At 66.6% G+C, this 20,871-nt stretch carries 19 protein-coding genes and 2 tRNA genes; 7 read left to right on the forward strand and 14 right to left on the reverse strand.

Annotation, left to right across the window (positions count from 1 at the left end; all coding sequences use genetic code 11):
- Positions 1-24: 24 nt before the first annotated feature.
- A tRNA-Pro gene (locus N5K27_RS04895) sits at positions 25-101 on the forward strand.
- 302 nt (positions 102-403) lie between these two features.
- Here N5K27_RS04895 and N5K27_RS04900 read toward each other — a convergent pair.
- Positions 404-880 carry an Lrp/AsnC family transcriptional regulator gene (locus N5K27_RS04900; protein ID WP_087840296.1) on the reverse strand — a complete coding sequence of 159 codons (477 nt, stop codon included), beginning with the start codon at positions 878-880 and terminating at the stop codon, positions 404-406.
- 126 nt (positions 881-1,006) lie between these two features.
- Here N5K27_RS04900 and mdeB point away from each other — a divergent pair, with 126 nt between their 5' ends.
- Both mdeB and N5K27_RS04910 read left to right on the forward strand, forming a co-directional pair.
- Positions 1,007-3,703: an alpha-ketoglutarate dehydrogenase gene (mdeB, locus tag N5K27_RS04905; protein WP_279814979.1), complete on the forward strand. Its 2,697-nt coding sequence runs from the start codon at positions 1,007-1,009 to the stop codon at positions 3,701-3,703.
- A 104-nt stretch (positions 3,704-3,807) separates the two neighbouring features.
- Positions 3,808-4,926, forward strand: coding sequence for a hypothetical protein (locus N5K27_RS04910; RefSeq protein ID WP_279814981.1), 1,119 nt, complete (start codon positions 3,808-3,810; stop codon positions 4,924-4,926).
- Between the two features lie 6 nt (positions 4,927-4,932).
- On the opposite strand, the gene N5K27_RS04915 is transcribed toward N5K27_RS04910, so the two are convergent.
- The 9 genes from N5K27_RS04915 to N5K27_RS04955 form a co-directional block, all read right to left on the reverse strand.
- Positions 4,933-5,334 (reverse strand): MerR family transcriptional regulator, encoded by a 402-nt coding sequence (locus N5K27_RS04915; protein ID WP_087840242.1) that lies wholly within the window; start codon positions 5,332-5,334, stop codon positions 4,933-4,935.
- 8 nt (positions 5,335-5,342) lie between these two features.
- The gene (locus tag N5K27_RS04920) at positions 5,343-5,747 is read right to left on the reverse strand and encodes an integration host factor subunit alpha (protein ID WP_303395837.1); all 405 of its coding nucleotides are present in this window, start codon (positions 5,745-5,747) and stop codon (positions 5,343-5,345) included.
- A 15-nt stretch (positions 5,748-5,762) separates the two neighbouring features.
- Complete coding sequence (gene pheT / locus N5K27_RS04925) at positions 5,763-8,174, reverse strand: phenylalanine--tRNA ligase subunit beta (RefSeq protein ID WP_279814983.1); 2,412 nt, start codon at positions 8,172-8,174, stop codon at positions 5,763-5,765.
- Positions 8,175-8,247: 73 nt separating this feature from the next.
- A complete protein-coding gene (gene pheS / locus N5K27_RS04930; protein ID WP_087840244.1) occupies positions 8,248-9,267 on the reverse strand; it encodes a phenylalanine--tRNA ligase subunit alpha in 1,020 nt (339 codons plus the stop codon).
- A gap of 154 nt (positions 9,268-9,421) precedes the next feature.
- On the reverse strand, positions 9,422-9,781 hold the full coding sequence (gene rplT, locus N5K27_RS04935) for a 50S ribosomal protein L20 (protein WP_087779861.1): 360 nt from the start codon (positions 9,779-9,781) through the stop codon (positions 9,422-9,424).
- 29 nt (positions 9,782-9,810) lie between these two features.
- The gene (gene rpmI / locus N5K27_RS04940) at positions 9,811-10,008 is read right to left on the reverse strand and encodes a 50S ribosomal protein L35 (protein ID WP_087840245.1); all 198 of its coding nucleotides are present in this window, start codon (positions 10,006-10,008) and stop codon (positions 9,811-9,813) included.
- 252 nt (positions 10,009-10,260) lie between these two features.
- Positions 10,261-10,812 carry a translation initiation factor IF-3 gene (infC, locus tag N5K27_RS04945; RefSeq protein ID WP_087840246.1) on the reverse strand — a complete coding sequence of 184 codons (552 nt, stop codon included), beginning with the start codon at positions 10,810-10,812 and terminating at the stop codon, positions 10,261-10,263.
- A gap of 99 nt (positions 10,813-10,911) precedes the next feature.
- Positions 10,912-12,861, reverse strand: coding sequence for a threonine--tRNA ligase (gene thrS / locus N5K27_RS04950; protein WP_279814988.1), 1,950 nt, complete (start codon positions 12,859-12,861; stop codon positions 10,912-10,914).
- 234 nt (positions 12,862-13,095) lie between these two features.
- Positions 13,096-14,412 carry a citrate synthase gene (locus N5K27_RS04955; RefSeq protein WP_279814990.1) on the reverse strand — a complete coding sequence of 439 codons (1,317 nt, stop codon included), beginning with the start codon at positions 14,410-14,412 and terminating at the stop codon, positions 13,096-13,098.
- Positions 14,413-14,560: 148 nt separating this feature from the next.
- On the opposite strand from N5K27_RS04955, the gene N5K27_RS04960 reads away from it, so the two are divergent.
- Both N5K27_RS04960 and N5K27_RS04965 read left to right on the forward strand, forming a co-directional pair.
- Positions 14,561-15,553, forward strand: coding sequence for a tripartite tricarboxylate transporter substrate binding protein (locus N5K27_RS04960; protein ID WP_243724354.1), 993 nt, complete (start codon positions 14,561-14,563; stop codon positions 15,551-15,553).
- A gap of 48 nt (positions 15,554-15,601) precedes the next feature.
- Complete coding sequence (locus N5K27_RS04965) at positions 15,602-16,330, forward strand: class II aldolase/adducin family protein (RefSeq protein WP_132978890.1); 729 nt, start codon at positions 15,602-15,604, stop codon at positions 16,328-16,330.
- 44 nt (positions 16,331-16,374) lie between these two features.
- On the opposite strand, the gene N5K27_RS04970 is transcribed toward N5K27_RS04965, so the two are convergent.
- Entirely contained in the window at positions 16,375-18,555 is a 2,181-nt protein-coding gene (locus tag N5K27_RS04970) for a molybdopterin cofactor-binding domain-containing protein (protein WP_279814992.1), read from the reverse strand.
- A gap of 8 nt (positions 18,556-18,563) precedes the next feature.
- Positions 18,564-19,016, reverse strand: coding sequence for a (2Fe-2S)-binding protein (locus tag N5K27_RS04975; RefSeq protein ID WP_176400802.1), 453 nt, complete (start codon positions 19,014-19,016; stop codon positions 18,564-18,566).
- A 228-nt stretch (positions 19,017-19,244) separates the two neighbouring features.
- Between N5K27_RS04975 and N5K27_RS04980 the strand changes: the two genes are divergently transcribed.
- Both N5K27_RS04980 and N5K27_RS04985 read left to right on the forward strand, forming a co-directional pair.
- A complete protein-coding gene (locus N5K27_RS04980) occupies positions 19,245-19,598 on the forward strand; it encodes a type II toxin-antitoxin system RelE/ParE family toxin (protein WP_243724355.1) in 354 nt (117 codons plus the stop codon).
- Positions 19,595-19,876, forward strand: a complete 282-nt coding sequence (locus tag N5K27_RS04985; RefSeq protein ID WP_087840253.1) for a helix-turn-helix domain-containing protein — start codon at positions 19,595-19,597, stop codon at positions 19,874-19,876. Before N5K27_RS04980 ends, N5K27_RS04985 begins: the two co-directional genes overlap by 4 nt.
- A 51-nt stretch (positions 19,877-19,927) precedes the next feature.
- Here the strand turns inward: N5K27_RS04985 and N5K27_RS04990 are convergent.
- Both N5K27_RS04990 and N5K27_RS04995 read right to left on the reverse strand, forming a co-directional pair.
- Positions 19,928-20,004 (reverse strand) — tRNA-Val (locus N5K27_RS04990).
- 66 nt (positions 20,005-20,070) lie between these two features.
- Complete coding sequence (locus N5K27_RS04995) at positions 20,071-20,844, reverse strand: IclR family transcriptional regulator (protein WP_087840254.1); 774 nt, start codon at positions 20,842-20,844, stop codon at positions 20,071-20,073.
- Positions 20,845-20,871 lie beyond the last annotated feature (27 nt).

Here is a 20,871-nt window from a genome sequence, read left to right on the forward strand (position 1 = left end):
AAATTTGCTATACTTTTTTTCTTTCGGGGCGTAGCGCAGCCTGGTAGCGCACTTGCATGGGGTGCAAGGGGTCGCGAGTTCGAATCCCGCCGCCCCGACCATATACAAGTTCTTGACCTGTATTTGTCGGAACCGAAGAAAAAAAGCCCGGTGGCCACAAGCTGCCGGGCTTTTTGTTTTGCTGATTTGTTTCCAGTCAATGCGAACGGAATCGCCCAGGAAAACGTGAAACTGCCGTGATCCTGCATGGCATCCGACATTGCATTATCTTTTACAAAAACAATCAATAATTCCCGGGCGATTCGTCCGACCAATAACCCTCCTTTTGTCAGGGCCACGTCCGCCAGGCCGTCGCCCACGGCGTTGTAGTGCCCACTAGGGACATCCGCGCCCGGAGGCGGCGCTAGCGCGCGCCCGCCGCCCGCAGCGGCAACGCGGTCTTGTAGCGCACCTGCTTGAGCGCGAAGCTGGAGCGGATCTTCTCGACCTGGGCGATGGGCGACAACTGCTCCAGGATGAAGCTCTCGAGCGCCTGGATGTCCGGCACGGCCACCCGCAGCAGGTAGTCGGCATCCCCCGTCATCAGGTAGCACTCCATGACTTCCTCGCGGGCGCAGATGGCATCCTCGAATACCTGCAGCGCCTTGCGGTTCTGCTGCTTCAGGCTGATCGAGATGAACACGTTCAGGTGCAGCCCCAGTTGCTGCGGGTCGAGCAAGGCGACGTACTGGCGGATCAGGCCGGCGGCCTCCAGCGCCTTGACCCGGGTCAGGCACGGGGATGGCGACAGATGCACCCGGCGCGCCAGTTCCACGTTGGAGATGCTGGCATCGGCCTGGAGCTCGGCCAGGATGCGCCGGTCGATGTCATCGAGATCAATCATGCTTGATTTCTTCCCCTTGAAAGAATTTTCTGCCGCTTATCCCGCTTATTCAAAGAATTTTCGGGGAAAAATTCCGGACCTTCAAGCGTAGAATTTTTCATGAAAAGACGAGGAGAGGCAGGCATGTACGACGAATCCCGGCACCTGGCGCGGCTGGACGGCCCGCGAGCCGACCCCGACCCCATGGAGACCGCCGAATGGCGGGACGCCCTGCTGTCGCTGCTGGAGACGAACGGACCTGAACGCGTACGGCAGATCCTCGACATGCTGGCGCAGGCGGCTGGCGATTCGGCGGTCGGGTGGCGACCGCCGCGCCATACCCCTTACGTCAACACCATCCCCGTCGAGGCACAGCCCCCCTTCCCCGGCGATCTCGCCACCGAAGAGCGGCTGGCCGCGCTGATGCGCTGGAACGCGCTGGCCATGGTGGTCCGCGCCAACCTCGCCCATGGCGAACTGGGCGGGCATATCGCCAGCTATGCCAGTGCCGCCGATCTGTTCGAGGTCGGCTTCAACCACTTCTTCCGCGGCGGCCCGGCCGGCCAGGCGGACCTGGTGTTCTGCCAGCCCCATTCGGCGCCGGGCATCTATGCCCGGGCCTTCCTGGAAGGCCGGCTGCAGGAAGCCGACCTGGCGCACTACCGGCAGGAGATCACCGCGCGGGCGCACGGGGCGCTCGGCCTGTCCAGCTACCCGCACCCCTGGCTCATGCCCGATTTCTGGCAGTTTCCCACCGGCTCCATGGGCATCGGCCCCATCAACGCCATCTACCAGGCGCGTTTCATGCGCTACCTTGCTCACCGCGGCCTGCTGGACACCGCCGGCCGGAAGGTCTGGGGCATCTTCGGCGACGGCGAGATGGACGAGCCCGAGAGCATGTCGGCGCTGACGCTGGCGGCGCGCGAGGGGCTCGACAATCTCGTCTGGGTGGTGAACTGCAATCTCCAGCGGCTGGACGGTCCGGTGCGCGGCAACGGCCGCATCGTCGACGAGCTGGAATCCCTGTTCGCGGGCGCCGGCTGGAACGTGATCAAGCTGCTATGGGGGTCGGACTGGGATGGCCTGTTCGCGCGCGACACCGGCGGCGCCCTGCGGCGGGTCTTCTCGCAGACGGTGGACGGGCAATTGCAGACTTTCGCCGCCAAGGACGGCCGCTTCAACCGCGACCATTTCTTCGGCCAGGACCCGCAACTGGCCCGGCTGGCGCAGGGCCTGACGGACGAGGAGATCGACCGCCTGCGGCGCGGTGGCCACGATCTGGTGAAGATCCATGCCGCCTATCACGCGGCCGCGCGCAGCACGGGGCGCCCCACCGTCATCCTGGCGCAGACCAAGAAAGGCTACGGCATGGGCGAGGCAGGCCAGGGCAAGATGACCACTCACCAGCAAAAAAAGCTGGACCGCGACGCCCTGATCGCCTTCCGCGACCGATTCTCGCTGCCACTGAGCGACGATCAGGCCGCATCGCTGGACTTCCTGCACCCCGGCGAAGACAGCGCCGAGATCCGCTATCTGCATGCCCGGCGCGGCGAACTCGGCGGCCCCGTGCCGGCCCGATCGCCGCAGGCCGATCCGGTGCCGGTGCCCCCGCTGGAACGCTACGCCGGTTTTGCCCTTCAGGCGGACGGCAAGGAAATGTCCACCACAATGGCATTCGTGCGCCTGTTGTCCAGCCTGCTCAAGGACAGCCGGCTGGGCCCGCGCGTCGTGCCCATCGTCGCCGACGAAGCGCGCACCTTCGGCATGGCGGCGCTGTTCCGGCAGATCGGCATCTACTCCAGCGTCGGCCAGCGCTACGAACCCGAGGACATCGGTTCGGTACTGAGCTATCGCGAGGCGCTGGACGGCCAGATCCTGGAGGAAGGCATCAGCGAGGCCGGCGCGATCAGTTCCTGGACGGCGGCCGCCACCAGCTATGCCGTGCACGGCACGGCGATGCTGCCCTTCTACATCTACTACTCGATGTTCGGCTTCCAGCGCGTGGGCGACCTGATCTGGGCCGCCGCCGACCAGCGTGCCCGCGGCTTCCTGCTGGGCGCCACGGCCGGCCGCACCACGCTGGGCGGCGAAGGGCTGCAGCACCAGGACGGCTCCAGCCTGGTCGCGGCGGCCGCCGTCCCCAACTGCCGCGCCTACGATCCCGCGTCCGCCGCCGAAGTCGCTGTCATCATCGACCACGGCATGCGGGCCATGCTCGAAACACAGGAAGACGTCTTCTACTACCTGACGCTGGGCAACGAGAACGCTCCCCAGCCCAGCCTGCCGGCCGAGGCCCGCGAGGGCGTGATCAAGGGGCTTTATCGGTACGGCGTGCACGGCCGGGGCGAGCCCGCCGTGCGTCTCTTGGGGTCGGGCGCCATCCTGCGCGAAGCCATCGCCGCCGGCGAGCTGTTGGCCGGCGACTGGGGCATCGCCAGCGAGACCTGGAGCGCGACCAGCTACGCGGAACTGGCACGGGACGCGCGCGCGGCCGAGCGCTGGAACCGCCTGCATCCCGAGCAGCCCGCGCGCCGCAGCCACGTCGAACACTGCCTGGCGGGGAGCGCCCCCGTGGTGGCAGCGAGCGACTACGTGCGCGCCTGGCCGTCGCTGATCGCGCCCCATTGCCCCGCGCGCATGACGGTGCTCGGAACGGACGGCTTCGGCCGCAGCGATACCCGCGGCGCCCTGCGCCAGTTCTTCGAGGTCGATCGTTTCCACATCGTCCTGGCCGCGCTGCATGCGCTGGCCGACGCCGGCTCATGCCCTCGCGAACGGTGCGCGCAGGCCATCGCACGCTACCCGATACGGACCGATCCGCGTCCGGCGTGGGAGGCCTGACGCGCCGGAGACACACCGGCCCAAGCCGGACCGCGCCATTGTTTGCCTCGCCGTTCGCCGCCGTAATATTCTTTGCGGACGATGGAGCGGTCGCAAGAACGAGAATGGAAAAACTGGCCCTTAGCATTGCCCACGACCTGTACGGCGGCGTCCTTGGGCAAGAGGGATGGCATGCGGCGCTCAAGCGTATCCGGGACCTGACGGGAGCCGAATCGGCCTGCACGGTCATCCTGGACCGGCGCGCCCCGGCCGCCGCGGTCGGCGACCACAGCGGCGGGGACGAGCGGGCGTTCGACGAGTACACCAATCGCTACAGCCGCTACGACCCGGCGGAAAACGTGCGCCATCGGCTGCAACTGGGCAACTGGTACATCGACTGGCAGTGGTTCACCCGCCACGCCCTCGACCGTGATCCCTTCTATCAGGAATTCATGCGGCCGTATGGGCTGCGCTCCGTGCATGCCCTTCCCATCCTGAAGAACGGCGTGGCCGAATGCTGCCTTTCACTGCAATTCCCTTTGTCGCAGCCCGACACCGATGAGCCGTCCAAATCCCCGCTGCTGCGCCTGCTCGCTCCACACCTGCAACAGGCCGCGACGTTGCGCCATGAATTCCTGAACTTGCAGCAACGGGCCGAGCTGGCGCAGCAACTGCTCGACGATTTCAGCTTCCCGCTGCTGGCCACCGACGCGCAGGGCCGCGTGTATCTTTCCAACCGGGCCGGCGCGACCTGGCTTTCCCTGCCCGGCAATCCTTTCGGCGCCTCGGGCCTGAAGCCATCGCGGGCCGGGGCGGGTTCCCGGCTTGCCGAGGCGCTCGTGGCTGCCTGTACCCGGCGGACCCGGCTGGCCACCGGCGCCCATGTCGAGTTCGGCACGCCACCGATCCGCTACGCGGTAGTGGCCATGCCGCTGCCAGAACCGATGTCGTTCCCGCTGTCCACGTACGAGCCCCTGGCACTGGTAAAGGTCCATACCCACGATGCCACCCCCATCAGCGCGCATCGCCTGCTGCATGCGCTGTTCGGCATCCCGCCCGCGGAATACCGGCTGTTGCTGTTGTTGATGCAGGGACACCACGTCAAGGAGTGCGCGCAGCAGTTGGGCGTCTCCCAGGAGACGACCAGGACCCAGCTCAAGTCGCTGTTCCGCCGGACCCAGACCTCGCGCCAGAGCCAGCTCATCGACCTGGTGCGCAAGCTGACCTACGGCCACATGGACTGAAACGCGTTATCGCGCCAGGCTGGTCTCGCGGGCGGACTGCAACAGGCTGGCGATGTCGGCCAGCTCGGCCCGGATGGCCTGCAGCTCGGGCTCCTCGATGGACACCAGCGCCACCTGGGGCGCCTCGTCCACGTGTCCGCGCGACTCGTCCAGGCGGTTGCGGGCGCCGCTGATGGTGAAGCCCTGCTCGTACAACAGTTCGCGGATGCGGCGGATCAGCAGCACTTCGTGGTGCTGGTAGTAACGGCGGTTGCCCCGTCGCTTGATGGGCTTGAGCTGGGTGAATTCCTGTTCCCAGTAGCGCAGCACGTGAGGCTTGACGCCACAGAGTTCGCTGACCTCGCCTATCGTGAAATAGCGCTTGGCGGGAATGGGCGGAAGAACGACGGGTGGCTCGATGCGCGCCATAGGACCTCTCAGGACGGATTCTGTTCGCGCAGCGCGACCTGTTCGACCATGCTCTTGAGCTTCTGGCTCGCATGGAAGGTGACGACGCGACGGGCGGCGATGGGGATTTCCTCGCCCGTCTTGGGATTGCGTCCGGGCCGCTGCGGCTTGTTGCGCACCTGGAAGTTGCCGAAACCCGATAGCTTGACCATGTCGCCGCGTTCGAGCGCGTCGCGGATTTCCTCGAAGAAGGTCTCGACCATGTCCTTGGCTTCACGCTTGTTCAGGCCGACCCGCTCGAACAGCAGGTCGGCCAGTTCGGCCTTGGTCAGGGTACGCGTATCGAGCCCGCCCTGCGGCAGGTCGGACTCGGGATCGGCGTCGAGGGAGTCCGGGGAAGCGTAGCTATCGGAAACGAGAGAATGCATAGACACGGATGGGAAGCGGTATCAAACCCTCAGCCGCGCACCGTGCTCGGACTCGAGCGCGGCGCGGATACGGGCCAGGCACGCCTCGACTCGGGCGTCGTCCAGGGTTACCGAAGTATCCTGTAGCCAGAACCGGAAGGCAAGGCTTTTTTCCTTTTCTAACAAGGACTTATCCCGCCAAACGTCGAAAATCCGTGCATCCTGGACGACCGCCAGTTCGGGCTCCCTGGCCACCAGATGGCGCACCGTATCCAGCATCTGCTGTGCCGTCACCGCCTCGGCCACCCACAGCGCCAGATCGCGGGTCACCACCGGCTGGCGCGAGATCTCTCGCAGCGACGGCAGCGGACGGACGGCGATGCGGTCGGCGTCCAGTTCGAACACCACCGGGGCGTGCGGCAGTTCCGCGCGTTGCAGCCAGCGCGGGTGCAGCTCGCCTATCCAGCCCACCGTCTCGCCGTCGATGACGATACGGGCGCTGCGGCCGGGATGCAGGGCCGGATGCGCATCGGGCACGAAGCGCGGCGCCTGGGTGGAACCGCCGGCCAGCAGGGCCTCCACGTCGGCCTTCACGTCGTAGAAATCGACCTGCCTGGTCTGCGTCCCCCACTGCTCTTCCACCGCCGGCCCGTAGGCCAGGCCGGCAAGGCGCATGGGCTGGTTCACGCCAGCCACCGCCAGCGGACCGTCGGCCACGGCCGCGTCGCGCCAGAAGACCCGGCCCAGTTCGAACACCCGCACACGGCTGGTCTTGCGGTTCACGTTGTATTGGGCGTTGGCCACCAGGCCGCCGATCAGGCTGCTGCGCATGACCGACAACTGGCTCGCGATCGGATTGAGCAGGCGGACGGGGTCCGTGTTGCCCGCGTAGTCGCGCTCCCAATCGGCCTCCACGAAGCTGAAGTTGATCACCTCCTGGTAGTCCAGGTCGGCCATCGTGTGGCGCAGCGCGTGGAAGGTGTGGCGCTCTTCCGGCACGGCGCGTACCGCGGCCCGCGCCAGCGGCGGCAGGTCGGGAATGCGCTCGAAGCCGTGGACGCGCGCGACTTCCTCGATCAGGTCTTCCTCGATCTCGATGTCGAAGCGGAACGACGGCGGCGTCACGACGAAGGCGCCGGGCTCGCGCACGAAGGGCAGCCCCAGGCGGGTGAAGATGCCGGCGATCTCGTCTTCCGGCACGTCCACGCCCAGGACCTTGTGGCAACGCGCCACGCGCAGGCGCACGGGCTTGCGCTCGGGCAGGTTGACCACCTGGTCGTCGACCGGGCCGGCCTGGCCGCCGCACACCTGCACGATCAGGCTGGTCAGGTATTCCAGGTCGGCGGGAATGTTGGCGTAGTCCACGCCGCGCTCGAAGCGATGGCTGGCGTCGGTGCTGAAGTTGTAGCGGCGCGCGCGGCCGGCGATGCTGGCGGGCCACCAGAAGGCGGCCTCGAGATAGATGTCGCGGGTCTGGGTGGACACCGAGGTGGCCTCGCCGCCCATGATCCCGGCCAGGCACTCGGGGCCGTTGTCGTCGGCGATCACGCCGACCTGCCCGTCCACCTCGACGGTCTGGCCATTCAGCAGCAGCACCTGCTCGCCCGGCTGCCCCCACCGCACGTGCAGGCCGCCGCGCACCTTGGCCAGGTCGAACACGTGGCTGGGACGGCCCAGTTCCAGCATGACATAGTTGGAAATGTCGACCAGCGCGGAAATCGAGCGCTGGCCGGCGCGCTCGAGGCGCCGCTTGATCCACTCCGGCGTGGGAACGGACGCATCCACGCCGCGGATGACCCGCCCTACGTAGCGCCCGCACAGATCCGGGGCATGCACGGTCACCGGCACGCGGTCGTCGATGGCGACCGCCACCGGATCCAGCTTCGGCGCGGCCAGCGGCGCGCCGGTCAGGGCCGAGACCTCGCGCGCCACGCCCAGCACCGACAGGCAATCGGCCTTGTTGGGAGTGAGCTTGAGCGTGAAGACCGTGTCGTCCAATTGCAGCCATTCGCGCACGGACATGCCGACCGTGGCATCCGCGCCCAGGTCCAGCAGGCCCGCGTGGTCCTGCGACAGGCCCAGTTCGCGCGCCGAGCACAGCATGCCCGAGGACTCCACGCCACGCATCTTGGCCACGCCTATCTTGATGTCGCCGGGCAGACGGGCGCCCACGGTGGCCAGCGGCACCTTCATGCCGACCGCCACATTGGGTGCGCCGCACACGATCTGCAAGGGCTCGCCCTGCCCCGCGTCGACCTTGCACACGCGCAGCTTGTCGGCGTTCGGATGCGGCTCGAGCGCCAGCACCTGCGCCACCACCACGCCGCTGAAGGCGGGCGCCACCGGCTCGGCTTCCTCGACCTCGAGACCGGCCATGGTCAATTGATGAGCCAGCTCGTCGGTCGAAATGGCGGGATTCGTCAGGGCCCGCAACCAGGATTCGGGAAATTGCATGTCTGTAAGTTCCCCCCTGCGCGCTTCGCGCGCCTCCCAGGGGCGCGCGCCAGCGCGCAGGGGGGCACCTCCCTTAATTGAATTGTCTGAGGAAACGCAGGTCGCCTTCGAAGAACTGGCGCAGGTCGTTCACGCCGTAGCGCAGCATCGTCAGCCGTTCCAGCCCGGAGCCGAAGGCAAAGCCGATGTAGCGTTCCGGATCCAGGCCGAAGTTGCGCACCACGGCAGGATGCACCTGGCCCGATCCGGAGATCTCCAGCCAGCGGCCCTTGTTGGGGCCGGAAGTGAACATCATGTCGATCTCGGCCGACGGTTCCGTGAACGGGAAGAACGACGGGCGGAAGCGCAGCACCAGGTCATCGGTCTCGAAGAAGGCGCGCAGGAAATCGGTGTAGACGCCCTTCAGGTCGGCGAACGAGATGTTCTCGTCTATCCACAGGCCCTCCACCTGGTGGAACATGGGCGAATGCGTGGCGTCGCTGTCCACGCGGTAGGTCCGCCCGGGGGCGATCACCTTGATGGGCGGCTGGTGGGCGCGCGCGTAGCGCACCTGCATCGGGCTGGTGTGCGTGCGCAGCAGCAGCGGCAGGCCCTTGTCGTCCTTCATGTCGACGTAGAACGTATCCTGCATCGACCGGGCCGGGTGGTTCTCGGGATTGTTCAGCGCCGTGAAGTTGGTCCAATCGTTCTCGATTTCCGGGCCGTCGGCCACGTCGAAGCCGATGGAGCGGAAGATCTGCTCGATCCGTTCCCAGGTGCGGATCACCGGGTGGATGCCGCCCCGGCCCCGGCCGCGGCCGGGCAGCGTGACATCGATGGTTTCCTCCGCCAGGCGCGCATTCAGCCTGGCATCGGCCAAGGCCTGCCGGCGCTCGTTCAGCAGCCCCTCGATCCGGCCCTTGGCTTCGTTGATGCGCGCCCCCTCGGTGCGCTTCTGTTCCGGCGTCAGGCTGGCCAATCCCTTGAGCAGCGCCGTCAAGGCGCCCTGCTTACCCAGGAACCGGGCCTTTTCGTTCTCCAGCGCGTTGGGGTCGGACGCGGCCGCGAAGGCCTCCCCGGCTTGGCGTATCAGATCGTCCAGATTCTGGGACATGGCGGATTCGTATCAATAAGGGAAAAAATGGGTCGCCACAAACACGAACGGGGCTTCAAGAGAAGCCCCGTTCGGGTGTTGCACTCGTGGCTCGCGACGCGCGCCCGGACATGGCCGGCGTTCCGGCCACGCCCCGCGTACGTCGCTAGCGAGCTCAGGCGGCCAGGGCGTTCTTGACTTGCTGCACGATCGCGGCAAAGCCAGCCTTGTCGCGCACAGCCAGGTCGGCCAGCACCTTGCGGTCGAGGTCGATCGCGGCCTTCTTCAGGCCGGCGATGAACACGCTGTACGACACGCCATGCTCGCGCACGGCGGCATTGATACGCGTGATCCACAGCGCGCGGAAGGTGCGCTTCTTGGCGCGGCGGTCGCGATAGGCGTACTGGCCGGCGCGCATGACCGCCTGCTTGGCGACGCGGAAGACGTTGCCGCGGCGGCCACGGTATCCCTTGGCGGCGCTGATGACTTTCTTGTGACGGGCCCGGGCGGTTACCCCACGTTTGACTCTAGGCATTTGAAAACTCCAATATCAGCGGGTTGGGATCAGGCAAACGGCATCATTGCCCGCACGGATTTCACATCGGCCTCGTGGACCGCGGTGGAACCGCGCAACTGACGCTTGTTCTTGGTGGTTTTCTTCGTGAGGATGTGGCGCTTGAACGCCTGGCCCCGCTTGATGGAACCGCTACCGCGGACCTTAAAGCGCTTGGCGGCGCTTTTCTTGGTCTTCATCTTAGGCATGACTGCTTCCTGTACGTTTACATGCTCACGGGTGCCGGCGATATCCTGCCGGACTTGACGACCCGCATTCACTTGTTTTACCTGCTCCGGGTCCCTGCGGCGCACCGCCGGCGCGGGTTCTACCCCGCCTGGCGGATTTGAAGGCGTCGCTAGGAGGCCGGATTGCCCGGTGCCAGGAATTTCGCACCGGGATTCGCCGGGATGCCTCCACGAAGGGTACGGCCATCCCGGAAAACCAATGATTATACCGCGTTATTCGCCGGCTGCGCCCTTGCCCGCCGGCAGGGCCTTTTTCTTGGGGGCCAGCACCATCACCATCTGGCGGCCTTCCAGCTTGGGCATCGCCTCGACGGCGCTGATCTCCACCAGGTCGTCGCGCACGCGCTCCAGCACGCGCATCCCCAATTCCTGGTGAGCCATCTCGCGGCCACGGAAGCGCAGCGTGACCTTGGCCTTGTCGCCCTCTTCCAGGAACCGGCGCAGATTACGCAGCTTGACCTGGTAATCGCCTTCGTCGGTGCCGGGACGGAACTTGACTTCCTTGACCTGGATGATCTTCTGCTTGAGCTTGGCTTCGTGCTGCCGCTTTTGCTCCTGGTACTTGAACTTGCCGTAGTCCATCAGGCGGCAGACCGGGGGCTGCGCGTTCGGGGCAATTTCTACCAGGTCAACATCATTCTGTTCGGAAAGCCTAACTGCTTCGGCCAGCTTGACGATGCCAAGCTGTTCGCCGTCGACCCCAATCAGGCGCACCTCAGGTGCGGTAATTTCACCATTGATGCGATTCGGCTTGTCGGTAGCGATGTCTAAAACTCCTGAATTTGATTGAAACGGCCGCGTGCGGCGGGTTGCCCCGCCGCCAGCACGAGCCGTGCCCGGCCCCCGGAACGGCCAACCACGCGATCAGGACGGATTGGCCGGGGCTTCCGGGTTGCGGCGCTCGGCCACGTCGGCAGCGAGCCGCGACGAGAACACATCGATCGGGAGAACCCCCAGGTCGATGCCGCCGCGGGCGCGTACGGCCACCGATGCAGCTTGCCGTTCTTTTTCCCCCACCACGAGGATATAGGGAATTTTTTGCAAGCTGTGCTCACGGATTTTATAGGTGATCTTTTCACCACGCAAATCCGATTCCACTCTAAACCCTTGTTTTTTCAGGGTTTGCGCGACACTTTGGGCGTATTCGGCCGTGGATTCCGAAATATTGCAGACGACGGCCTGGACCGGCGCCAGCCAGGGCGGCATGGCGCCGCCGAAATTCTCGATCAGCATGCCGATGAAGCGCTCCATCGAGCCCAGGATGGCCCGGTGCAGCATGACGGGCGTCACGCGCTGGTCGTGCTGGTCCACGTACTCGGCGCCCAGGCGGCCGGGCATGGAGAAGTCCACCTGGATCGTGCCGCACTGCCAGTGGCGGCCGATGGCGTCCTTCAGCGTGTATTCGATCTTCGGGCCGTAGAAGGCGCCGTCGCCCGGGCTGATCTCGTACTCGCAGCCGGAGCGGCGCAGGCTTTCGATCAGCGCCTGCTCGGCCTTGTCCCACACCTCGTCCGACCCGATCCGGCTTTCCGGCCGCGTGGCGATCTTGTACAGGATGTCGGTGAAGCCGAAGTCGCGGTAGACGCGCTGCAGCTGCGCCGTGAAGGCCACGCACTCGTCCAGGATCTGGTCCTCGGTACAGAAGATGTGGCCGTCATCCTGCGTGAAGCCGCGCACGCGCATCATCCCGTGCAGCGCTCCCGAAGGTTCGTTGCGGTGGCACTGGCCGAATTCGCCGTAGCGCAGCGGCAGGTCGCGATAGGAATGCAGGTTGGCGCGGAAGATCTGCACGTGGCCCGGGCAGTTCATGGGCTTGAGCGCGTAGTAGCGGTTCTCGGACTCCGTCGTGAACATGTTGTCGCGATAATTGTCCCAGTGTCCCGTCTTTTCCCACAGCGAACGGTCCAGGATCTGCGGCGCCTTGACCTCCTGGTAGCCGCTGTCGCGGTAGACGCCGCGCACGTATTGCTCGACCTGCTGCCAGATCGTCCAGCCCTTGGGGTGCCAGAACACCAGGCCCGGCGCCTCGTCCTGGAAGTGGAACAGGTCCAGCTCGCGGCCCAGCTTGCGGTGGTCGCGCTTCTCGGCCTCTTCCAGCATCGTCAGGTAGGCGTCCTGGTCTTCCTTCTTCGCCCAGGCCGTGCCGTAGATGCGCTGGAGCATCTCGTTCTTGCTGTCGCCGCGCCAATAGGCGCCGGCCACCTTCATCAGCTTGAACACCTTGAGCTTGCCGGTGGACGGCACGTGCGGGCCGCGGCACAGGTCGATGAAATCGCCCTCGCGGTACAGCGAGATCGTCTGGTTGTCCGGGATGGAGGCGATGATCTCGGCCTTGTACTTCTCGCCTATCGAATTGAAGAACGCCACCGCGTCGTCGCGTTTCCATTCCTCGCGGGTGACGACCTCGTCCTTCTTGGCCAGCTCCAGCATCTTGTTCTCGATGGCGGCCAGGTCCTCGGGCGTGAACGGCCGCGAGTACGAGAAATCGTAGTAGAAGCCGTTGTCGATGACCGGGCCGATCGTGACCTGGGCCTCGGGGAACAGCGACTTGACCGCGTAGGCCAGCAGGTGCGCCGTCGAATGGCGGATCAGGTCCAGCCCGTCGGCGTCCTTGCCCGTGACGATGGCCAGGCGGGCATCGCGGTCTATCGTGTGGCTGGTGTCGACCAGGGTGGGCTCGCTGCCTTCGTAGGTGATCCGGCCGGCCAGGGCGGCCTTGGCCAGCCCGGCACCGATGGACGCGGCGACGTCCGCCACCGTGACGGGGGCCGGGAACTCACGCTGGGAACCATCGGGCAGCGTTACCTTGATCATTGAAGCGACCTCGTAAGAGATGAAGAAAAACCCTTGGGCGAACCTGAAACAAAAAAAACGCGGCACCGGGCCGCGTTTCTTGCTTTCTGCAGGATCCCGGGCCCAGGGGGCCCGGCGGAACGGACGATGCGATCCAGGAAACCAACGCGGCTAGCCGGCGATGTTCCCCGAGGTAGTTCGATCGAGCATGGAAGCGATGCGCATGCCGTTGTCCGTTCGTGTTGCAGCAAGGGTCTACGTTGCCTGGGATTTTAGCACAGCGCCCCCTTGCGGCCCAGCGTGGAACTGCCCGCGCGGACGCAGGAAGAAGCCGTTGAGGCGCTGTTCCAGCACATGGGCGATCCAGCCCGAGGTCCGGCCCATGGCCCACAGCGCGCTGGCGGCGCCGGGCGGCAAGTCCCAGGCCGCGCAGGCCGCCACCAGGCCGAGCTCGATCCGAGGCGGCACGCCCACCCTGGCGTGGACCTCGTCCAGGAAGCGCAGCAGCGTCGCGGCGCGGCGGCCGGGGCGCGGGTGTTCGCGCGCCATGCGGATCAGCAGTGCCGCGCGCGGATCCCCCTGGGGATAGGATTCGATGCCGAAGGCCGACGAGCGCGCGCGGTCGCGCACCACTCGCGCCACCCAGGCATCGAGCTGGCCGCGCGTCCGCACGCCCGCCAGCGTGTCCTCGATGCGGTCGCAGCCGCCGGCCAGGCCCGTGCCGGACAGGGCCGCCAGCGCCGCCCCCACGCAGGCGTGGAGCTCCGCGCCGACCGAGGCCGCGATGCGCGCGCTGAACGTAGGCGGCGATAGCTCGTGATCCGCGCTCAGGATCAGCATCGCGTTCAGCGCCCGCAGCAGATCCGCAGCAGGCTCCTTCCCCATCGCCTCGGCCAGGTGCTGGGCCAGCGGCTTGGCCCCGGCCGGCGTCCGGCAGCGGCGCGGGTCCGAGAGCAGGCCGCAGCAGCCGGCGAACGCCAGCACGAGCTGCCGCGCCGCCGGGACCACCCCGCCGCCGCGCACCTCCTCGTCCACCGAGCCGCCACCCAGGGCCAGCGCCGCCGCCTGGAACACCCGGACCATGCGCGGCGTCTCGCCGGCCTGCGGCGCCAATGCCTCCAGCGCGCGGCGGGCTCCATCCGGCAGCGGCTGGGCCGGCCAGATACTGGCCCCCTCGGGCAGCACCCCCGTCCAAAGCAGCTCGGCCACGTTCTCGAACGCCCCGGGATATTCGACCAGCTCGGCCGCCAGGCGCCCCCTGTAGCGCGGCCCGGCCGGCGTGATTTCGGTGATGCCGGTATCGATCACCGGCTGCCCCCAGCGCAGCGCCGTCGCCGCCACCGCGCCGTGGCCCATCCTTGCCTGGCTGCGCGTGCGCAGCCCCTCGACCTCGTCGCGCAGGTAAAGGCGGGTCTTGCGGCCGGGCTGCGCGACCGGATGCAGCAGGCCGCGGCTGACATAGGTGTACAGCGTGGCGGCCTTGACCTGCAGCAGGCGGCACGCTTCCTTGGAATCGACGAAACCGCCGACCTGCCAGGGCTGTCCGGCCGCGCCGTTCTCTGATGGATCCATGGTGGTGAGGGGAGCTTCGGACACCCGTCGAATCGGTAATACATCGATTATGCAATCGAGATTGATTCGACGTAAATCGATCCATACACTCCGCTGCACATACCATTGCCGGCGGCACGCCAGCGCCGGCGCAGACAGGAGACTCACCATGACCCCGCGCATGCCCCGCCCCCGCCGGGCCTTCCTGGCCTTCGCCCTGGCAGCGGCCCTGGCCGCGTCGGCCCACGCCCAGCCCGGCGCCTATCCGTCCCGTCCCATCACCATCGTCGTGCCGTTCCAGGCCGGAGGCGGCGCCGACACCGTGGCCCGCCTGCTGGCCACGCACATCGCCGGCCAGTTCAACGGACAAAGCGTCATCGTCGACAACCGCGCCGGCGCCTCGGGCAACATCGGCGCCAACTACGTCGCGCGCGCCGCCGCCGACGGCTACACGCTGCTGCTGACCAACAGCACCATCACGATCAACGCCGCGCTGAACTTCACCCAGGGCTACGACGTCAGGAAGGACCTGCGGCCCATCGCCCAGCTCGTGTCCTCACCGGTCGCGGTCGGGGTCAATAGCAGCTATCCCGCCCGCACCGTGGCGGAACTCGTCAGCCACCTGCGCGCGAACCCCGGCAAGGCCAACTACTCGTCCTGCGGCAACGGCTCACCCCAGCACTTCGCCGGCGAGGCCTTCAACCAGGGCGCCAAGGTCGACATGGTGCACGTGCCCTACAACGGCTGCGCCCCGGCCGTCAGCGACGCGCTGGGCAACCAGGTACCCATCCTGTTCAGCACCATCCCCAACATGGCGCCCCATGCCAAGACCGGCAAGCTGCGCATGCTGGGCGTCGCCTCGGCCAAGCGCCTGTCGTTCATGCCCGACGTGCCGGCCATCGCGGAAACCCCGGAGTTCAAGGACCTGGACATCAGCGTCTGGTTCGGACTGTTCGCGCCCGCGGCCACGCCGGCCGACGTGCGCGGCCGCATCGAGCAGGCGGTGATGGCCACGCTCAAGGACCCCAAGCTGCGCCAGGACTTCCAGTCGCGCTACTACGAAGTCGACGCCCTGGGCGCCGACGGCATGGCCCGGCAGGTGGACAAGGACCTGTCCATGTACGGGCAACTGGCCAGGCGGGCCAACATCAAGCTGGAATAGCCGCGCCGCCGCCCCTCTTCTCTTTTACGTCTCTCGTCAGGTATCGCCATGTCCACCCCTACCCCGACCGCCGGCTCGCTGCAGCAAGTGATCGACGATCTCGTCGTCGCCAACCGCGTACTGGCCAAGTACAACGTGCTGGACGGCTTCGGCCACGTCAGCGTCCGCCATCCCGAACGGCCTGGCCATTTCCTGCTGTCGCGCTCGCTCGCGCCGGAACTGGTCACCGCCGCCGACATCATGGAATTCAACGCCGAATCCGAGCCCGTGGCCGGCGAAACACGCACGCCCTATCTCGAACGCTACATCCATGGCGAGATCTATCGCGCCCGGCCCGACGTGAACGCGGTGGTCCACAGCCATTCGCCTTCGGTCATCCCCTTCGCCAGTTCGTCGGTGCGGCTGCGGCCCATCTATCACATGGCCGGCTTCCTGTCGGGCGGCGCGCCGGTGTTCGACATCCGCTGCTGTTTCGGCGCGACCGACCTGCTGGTGCGTAACCGCGAACACGGCAAGGAGCTGGCCAAGACCCTGGGCCGGCAGAACATCTCGCTGATGCGCGGCCACGGCTTCGTCACCGTCGGCAGCGACGTGCGCATCGCGGTCTATCGCGCGATGTACACCGAAAGCAACGCGGCCCTGCAACAGAAGGCCATCGGGCTGGGCGGCGAGATCACCTACCTGGACGAAGAGGAAGCCTTGAAGGCCGACACCATGATGGCCGGCGTGATGTTCCGCCCCTGGGAGCTGTGGAAGAAAAAGGCGATGGAAGGCTGAGTCCCGGCCGGGCGGCGCATACCGCCCGACCGGAATCCCTTCGCCTAGGCCAGCGTCGGGAACGGCAGGCTGCGCAGCCGCTTGCCGCTCAGCCTGGCCACCGCGTTGGCCACCGCCGGAGCCACCGGCGGCAAGCCCACCTCGCCCATGCCGCCCGGCGCATTGTCGGTCGGCATCACCTTCACCTGCACCGCAGGCGCCTGGTTGGCCCGCAGGAGCGTGTAGGTATCGAGGTTGTGCTGCTGCACCTGTCCGCCCTTGTAGACCAGACGCTCGCCCAGCGCCGCCGACAGGCCGAACAGCGCCGCGCCTTCGACCTGGGCCCGGATGTTGGCCGGACTGATCGCATGGCCGCAATCGACCGCGGCCCAGATGCGATGCACCACCGGGCGGCCTTCTTGCAGCGACACCTCGGCCACCATCGCGATGAAGGTGTTCCAGGCATCCGAGAAAGCCAGGCCCAGCGCGCGGCCGGCCTCCCGATCGCGGCCCCAGCCGGCCATCGTGGCGGCCTCGCGCAGCACCGCCTGCGAGCGCGGCTGGCCGGCGGTCAGGTCCAGCCTGTACTGCAGCGGATCCTTGCCCGAGGCCGTGGCGATCTCGTCGATCAGGGACTCCATGGAGAACTTCGTGTAGCCGGCTCCCACCGCCCGCCAGAAGCTGACGTCCACGCCGCGCTGTTCGCGGCCGTGCTCGATCAACTGATCGGCGATACCGTAGACGCCGTCGGCGCCTTCCATGACGGGCGAATCCCGCCCACCCGACTTTTCGTAGGCGGCGGCCGCCGTCCGCGCCATGATGCTCTCGGACACCAGGCGATGGCGCCAGCCGATGATGCGCCCCTGCGCGTCGACGCCCGCCACCAGGTGCTGGGCCGTCATCGGGCGCGGCCGGGCCCGCAGGAAATCGTCCTCGCGGGTCCAGATGACCTGGATGGGCACGCCGGGCATGGCCTTGGCCAGCAGCGCCGCATGCAGGCTGTAGTCGGCCTCGGCGCGCCGGCCGTAGCCGCCGCCCAGCAGCGTGATGTGGACCGTGATGTTCTCGGGTTTGTAGCCCGCGCCCGCGGCCACGATGCCGATTACACCCGACGGCGACTGCGACGGCACCCAGATCTCGATGGCGTCGCCTTGCGCGCGCGCCGTGCAGTTCATGGGTTCCAAGGTCACGTGGGCGACATGGTCGGTCGTATAGGTGGCGCGGAAGACACGCGCCGCCCCGGCGATCTTCGCCGCCGCGTCGCCGTGCTTGTGCCAGACCGCGCCCGCTTCGTCCAGGCGTTCGGCGCGCGCGACGAATTCCGCCAGCGCGGCCTCGCTATCGTAGGACCGGCCCTTGGCCTGCTCGCTCCACTTCACCTCCAGCAGCTCGCGCGCCTTCCGGGCCGTGGCGAACGAGTCCGCCACCACCGCCACCCCGCCCGGCAGGCGGACCACTTTCCGGACCCCGGGCACCGCCAGCGCAGCCGCATCCTTGACCTCCAGCGGCTGCTCGCCCTGCACCGGCGTATGCAGCACCGCGGCCCACAGCATGCCGGGCAGGCGCACGTCGATGCCGAAGCGGGCACCGCCGCCGGACTTGTCCGGCACGTCCACCCGCGGCAGCTCCTTGCCTATCAGGGTGAAGGCGGACATGGGCTTGAGCATGCTCTTGTCCACCTTGGGCAGCGTCTGCGGCGCGCGCGCCCCCTCGACCAGTTGGCCGTAGGTCATGCGGCGGCCGCTGGGGCCGTGGACCAGGGTGCTGCGCTCGGCGCGGATCTCGGCGGCGGGCACGCCCCATTTGTCGGCGGCCGCCTGCGCCAGCACCAGCCGGGCCTGCAGGCCGGCCAGGCGCAGCGCCTCGTAATAGCCCTTCACCGTGCGCGAGGAGCCCGTCACCATCGCACCGCCGAAACCGGGATTGCCGAACCGCCGGGGATCGGCGGGCGCCTGCTCGACCCGGACGGTGCTCCAGTCCAGCTCCATTTCCTCGGCCAGGATCAGCGGAATCGCCGTCATCGTGCCCTGCCCCATTTCCGAGGCGGGCGAATAGACCACGGCGCTATTGTCCGGCGACAGCGCGACCCATGCCACCGGGCTGAAACGGGCGGTGGCGGCTGCCGCCTCGGGCAGCAGGCCAGCCAGGCCGCCGCGCGCGGCGCCCCAGCCTCCCAGCACGATACCGACCGCGGCGGCGCCCGAGCCGGCGATGAAGGCGCGGCGCGTGAGCTTGTTCGTTTCCATGGCGCCTCCTATGCCGCGGGTTTCTGGGCGACGCTGACCACCGCGTCGGCGATCTGGTTGTAGGTGCCGCAGCGGCACAGATTGCCCGCCATGCCTTCCAGCACCTGTTCGCGCGACATCGGCCCGTCCGCGCCCGCCAGCATGCCGGCGGCGGTCATCATCTGTCCCGACTGGCAGTAGCCGCACTGGGGCACCTGGTGCGCGATCCACGCCTGGCGCAGCGCCTGGCCGGCACGGGTCTCCATCACCCCCTCGATCGTGGTGACCGACGCGCCCTTCACGGCCGCCGCCGGCAGCACGCAGGAACGCGTGGCCTGGCCGTTGAAATGCACGGTACAGGCGCCGCATTGCGCCATGCCGCAGCCAAACTTGGTACCGGTCAGCTGGAAATCTTCCCGCAGCACCCACAGCAGGGGCTTGTCGTCGGCGACGTCGGCCGACACCTGCTTGCCATTGAGCATGAATTCGATCACGGACTCCTCCTTGGATGTTCCTGGCTACGCTGGGCCAGGCGGCGCGGCCGGGTTTCTGCGAGCGGCCGCTTCGGTCCCATGCTAGCGGATAGGTGGCGTAAATTCCACGATTTTTGAACGTGCTCATCTTCATCAATAGCGCGGCCGCTATGACCCGTCGCTCGATCATCGACGTGAATCTCCGACGTCAATGCCTCTATTCAAAAATACAAAATTTTGTATAATTCATGCATGGTAAATCCCAAATCCGTCGAGTTCCGAGGCAGTGCCCTTGACGACCTCCGCGCGTTTCCGCTTGGACCTAGACGCGAGGCCGGCCATCAACTTGATCAGGTACAGAATGGCCAGGAGCCGGACGACTGGAAACCCATGCCCACCGTGGGCCAAGGTGTAAGGGAGATCCGGATTCGTGACGCAGCAGGAGCGTTCCGGATCATATACATTGCCAAGTTCGCTGATGCCGTTTATGTCCTTCACTGCTTCCAGAAGAAGACAGAAAAAACCAGCAAGGCGGACTTGGAATTGGCGTCCAAGCGTTACCGCGATTTGTTGAAGGAACTAAGGCTATGAGCAATCAACGCTTTACCAGCGTCTGGGATGCGATCGAGGACACCCCGGAAGAAGCGGAGAACATGAAGTTGCGCTCGGTCCTCATGACAGCGCTGAAGAACCACATCGCCCGCACCGAGATGAGCCAGCAGCAGGCCGCGAAGCTCTTCGGTGTAACCCAGCCGCGGGTCTCTGATCTGATGCGTGGCAAGATCAACCTGTTTGGCCTCGATGCTCTGGTGAACATGGCGACGGCCGCCGGGCTGCACATCGAGATGCGGATCCTGGAATCCACCTGACCCCAAAACAGAAAGGCCCGGCACGAAAATTCGTACCGGGCCCCTGGAATCTGGTAGGCGCGATTGGATTCGAACCAACGACCCCCACCATGTCAAGGTGGTGCTCTAACCAACTGAGCTACGCGCCTGCTGTTTGTGCAGCGAAGAATTAAATTCTACATGGTTTTTTTCACGAGTGTCAAACAGTGTTCGCCTCACGCGCTGCCGCACAACAGCCGGGTCAACGTACGCGACTCTTGCGACACCAGCGCAGCGATTTCATCGACCTGTTCTTTCCCCAGGCGGGCGCTGGGACCGAAAACCACGATCGCCCCAGCGACCTTGCCCGGTTTATCGAAAAAGGGAGCGGCGATCGACACCGCGCCGCGTAGCAGTTCTTCCTTGCTGACGGCATAACCATGGCTGCGAACGAACTCCAGCTCCGCGCGATAGGCATCGAAGTCCACGTCCACCCCTGCCAGATAGTCCTTCAGCTCCTGCGGCGTCATCTCCATATGCGCCAGGATCGCATGGCCGCTCGCGCCGAAAACCAGGCGTTCCCGGTGTCCGATCCCGCGCTTGAAACTCAGCGCGTGTGCACTCGGAAACTCGGCGATGCACAGGCGGTAGTCGCCCTGCCGCACGAATAACGCCACCGTCTCGCCCGTCAGCTTCCAGACGTTGCGCAGTACCGGCTCGGCCAACTCGGCCAGATTCAGCGACGCCGTCCAGACATGGGACAAGTGCGCAACGGCGGGGCCCAGGTTGAACTTCTGCGGATCGCCCGAGGAGACCAGAAAACCGCTGTCTTCGAGCGTGTAGAGCAGGCGGTAAAGCGTTGGCCGGCTCAGGTCGACCCGGTCGAGCAATTCGGTTGCCGTCAGCTCCGGATCCTGCACGGTGAAGGCCTTCAGGATGTCCAGCGCTCGGCTGACCGCGCGGACACTTTCGTTCTGGCTCGTGGATGCCGGTTTTCTTTTTATTCCCATTATTCGATGTTCCCCCGCTCGTTCGCG

Source organism: Pigmentiphaga sp. GD03639, assembly GCF_029845405.1.
GTDB lineage: Bacteria > Pseudomonadota > Gammaproteobacteria > Burkholderiales > Burkholderiaceae_B > Pigmentiphaga > Pigmentiphaga daeguensis.

Bases quoted from the DNA above. Each gene is read 5' to 3' on its own strand.
- mdeB (WP_279814979.1), top strand. From the start codon at position 1,007: ATGTACGACGAATCCCGGCACCTGGCGCGGCTGGACGGCCCGCGAGCC.
- N5K27_RS04910 (WP_279814981.1), top strand. From the start codon at position 3,808: ATGGAAAAACTGGCCCTTAGCATTGCCCACGACCTGTACGGCGGCGTC.
- N5K27_RS04915 (WP_087840242.1), bottom strand. From the start codon at position 5,334: ATGGCGCGCATCGAGCCACCCGTCGTTCTTCCGCCCATTCCCGCCAAG.
- pheT (WP_279814983.1), bottom strand. From the start codon at position 8,174: ATGCAATTTCCCGAATCCTGGTTGCGGGCCCTGACGAATCCCGCCATT.
- pheS (WP_087840244.1), bottom strand. From the start codon at position 9,267: ATGTCCCAGAATCTGGACGATCTGATACGCCAAGCCGGGGAGGCCTTC.
- rplT (WP_087779861.1), bottom strand. From the start codon at position 9,781: ATGCCTAGAGTCAAACGTGGGGTAACCGCCCGGGCCCGTCACAAGAAA.
- rpmI (WP_087840245.1), bottom strand. From the start codon at position 10,008: ATGCCTAAGATGAAGACCAAGAAAAGCGCCGCCAAGCGCTTTAAGGTC.
- thrS (WP_279814988.1), bottom strand. From the start codon at position 12,861: ATGATCAAGGTAACGCTGCCCGATGGTTCCCAGCGTGAGTTCCCGGCC.
- N5K27_RS04955 (WP_279814990.1), bottom strand. From the start codon at position 14,412: ATGGATCCATCAGAGAACGGCGCGGCCGGACAGCCCTGGCAGGTCGGC.
- N5K27_RS04960 (WP_243724354.1), top strand. From the start codon at position 14,561: ATGACCCCGCGCATGCCCCGCCCCCGCCGGGCCTTCCTGGCCTTCGCC.
- N5K27_RS04965 (WP_132978890.1), top strand. From the start codon at position 15,602: ATGTCCACCCCTACCCCGACCGCCGGCTCGCTGCAGCAAGTGATCGAC.
- N5K27_RS04970 (WP_279814992.1), bottom strand. From the start codon at position 18,555: ATGGAAACGAACAAGCTCACGCGCCGCGCCTTCATCGCCGGCTCGGGC.
- N5K27_RS04975 (WP_176400802.1), bottom strand. From the start codon at position 19,016: ATGCTCAATGGCAAGCAGGTGTCGGCCGACGTCGCCGACGACAAGCCC.
- N5K27_RS04985 (WP_087840253.1), top strand. From the start codon at position 19,595: ATGAGCAATCAACGCTTTACCAGCGTCTGGGATGCGATCGAGGACACC.
- N5K27_RS04995 (WP_087840254.1), bottom strand. From the start codon at position 20,844: ATGGGAATAAAAAGAAAACCGGCATCCACGAGCCAGAACGAAAGTGTC.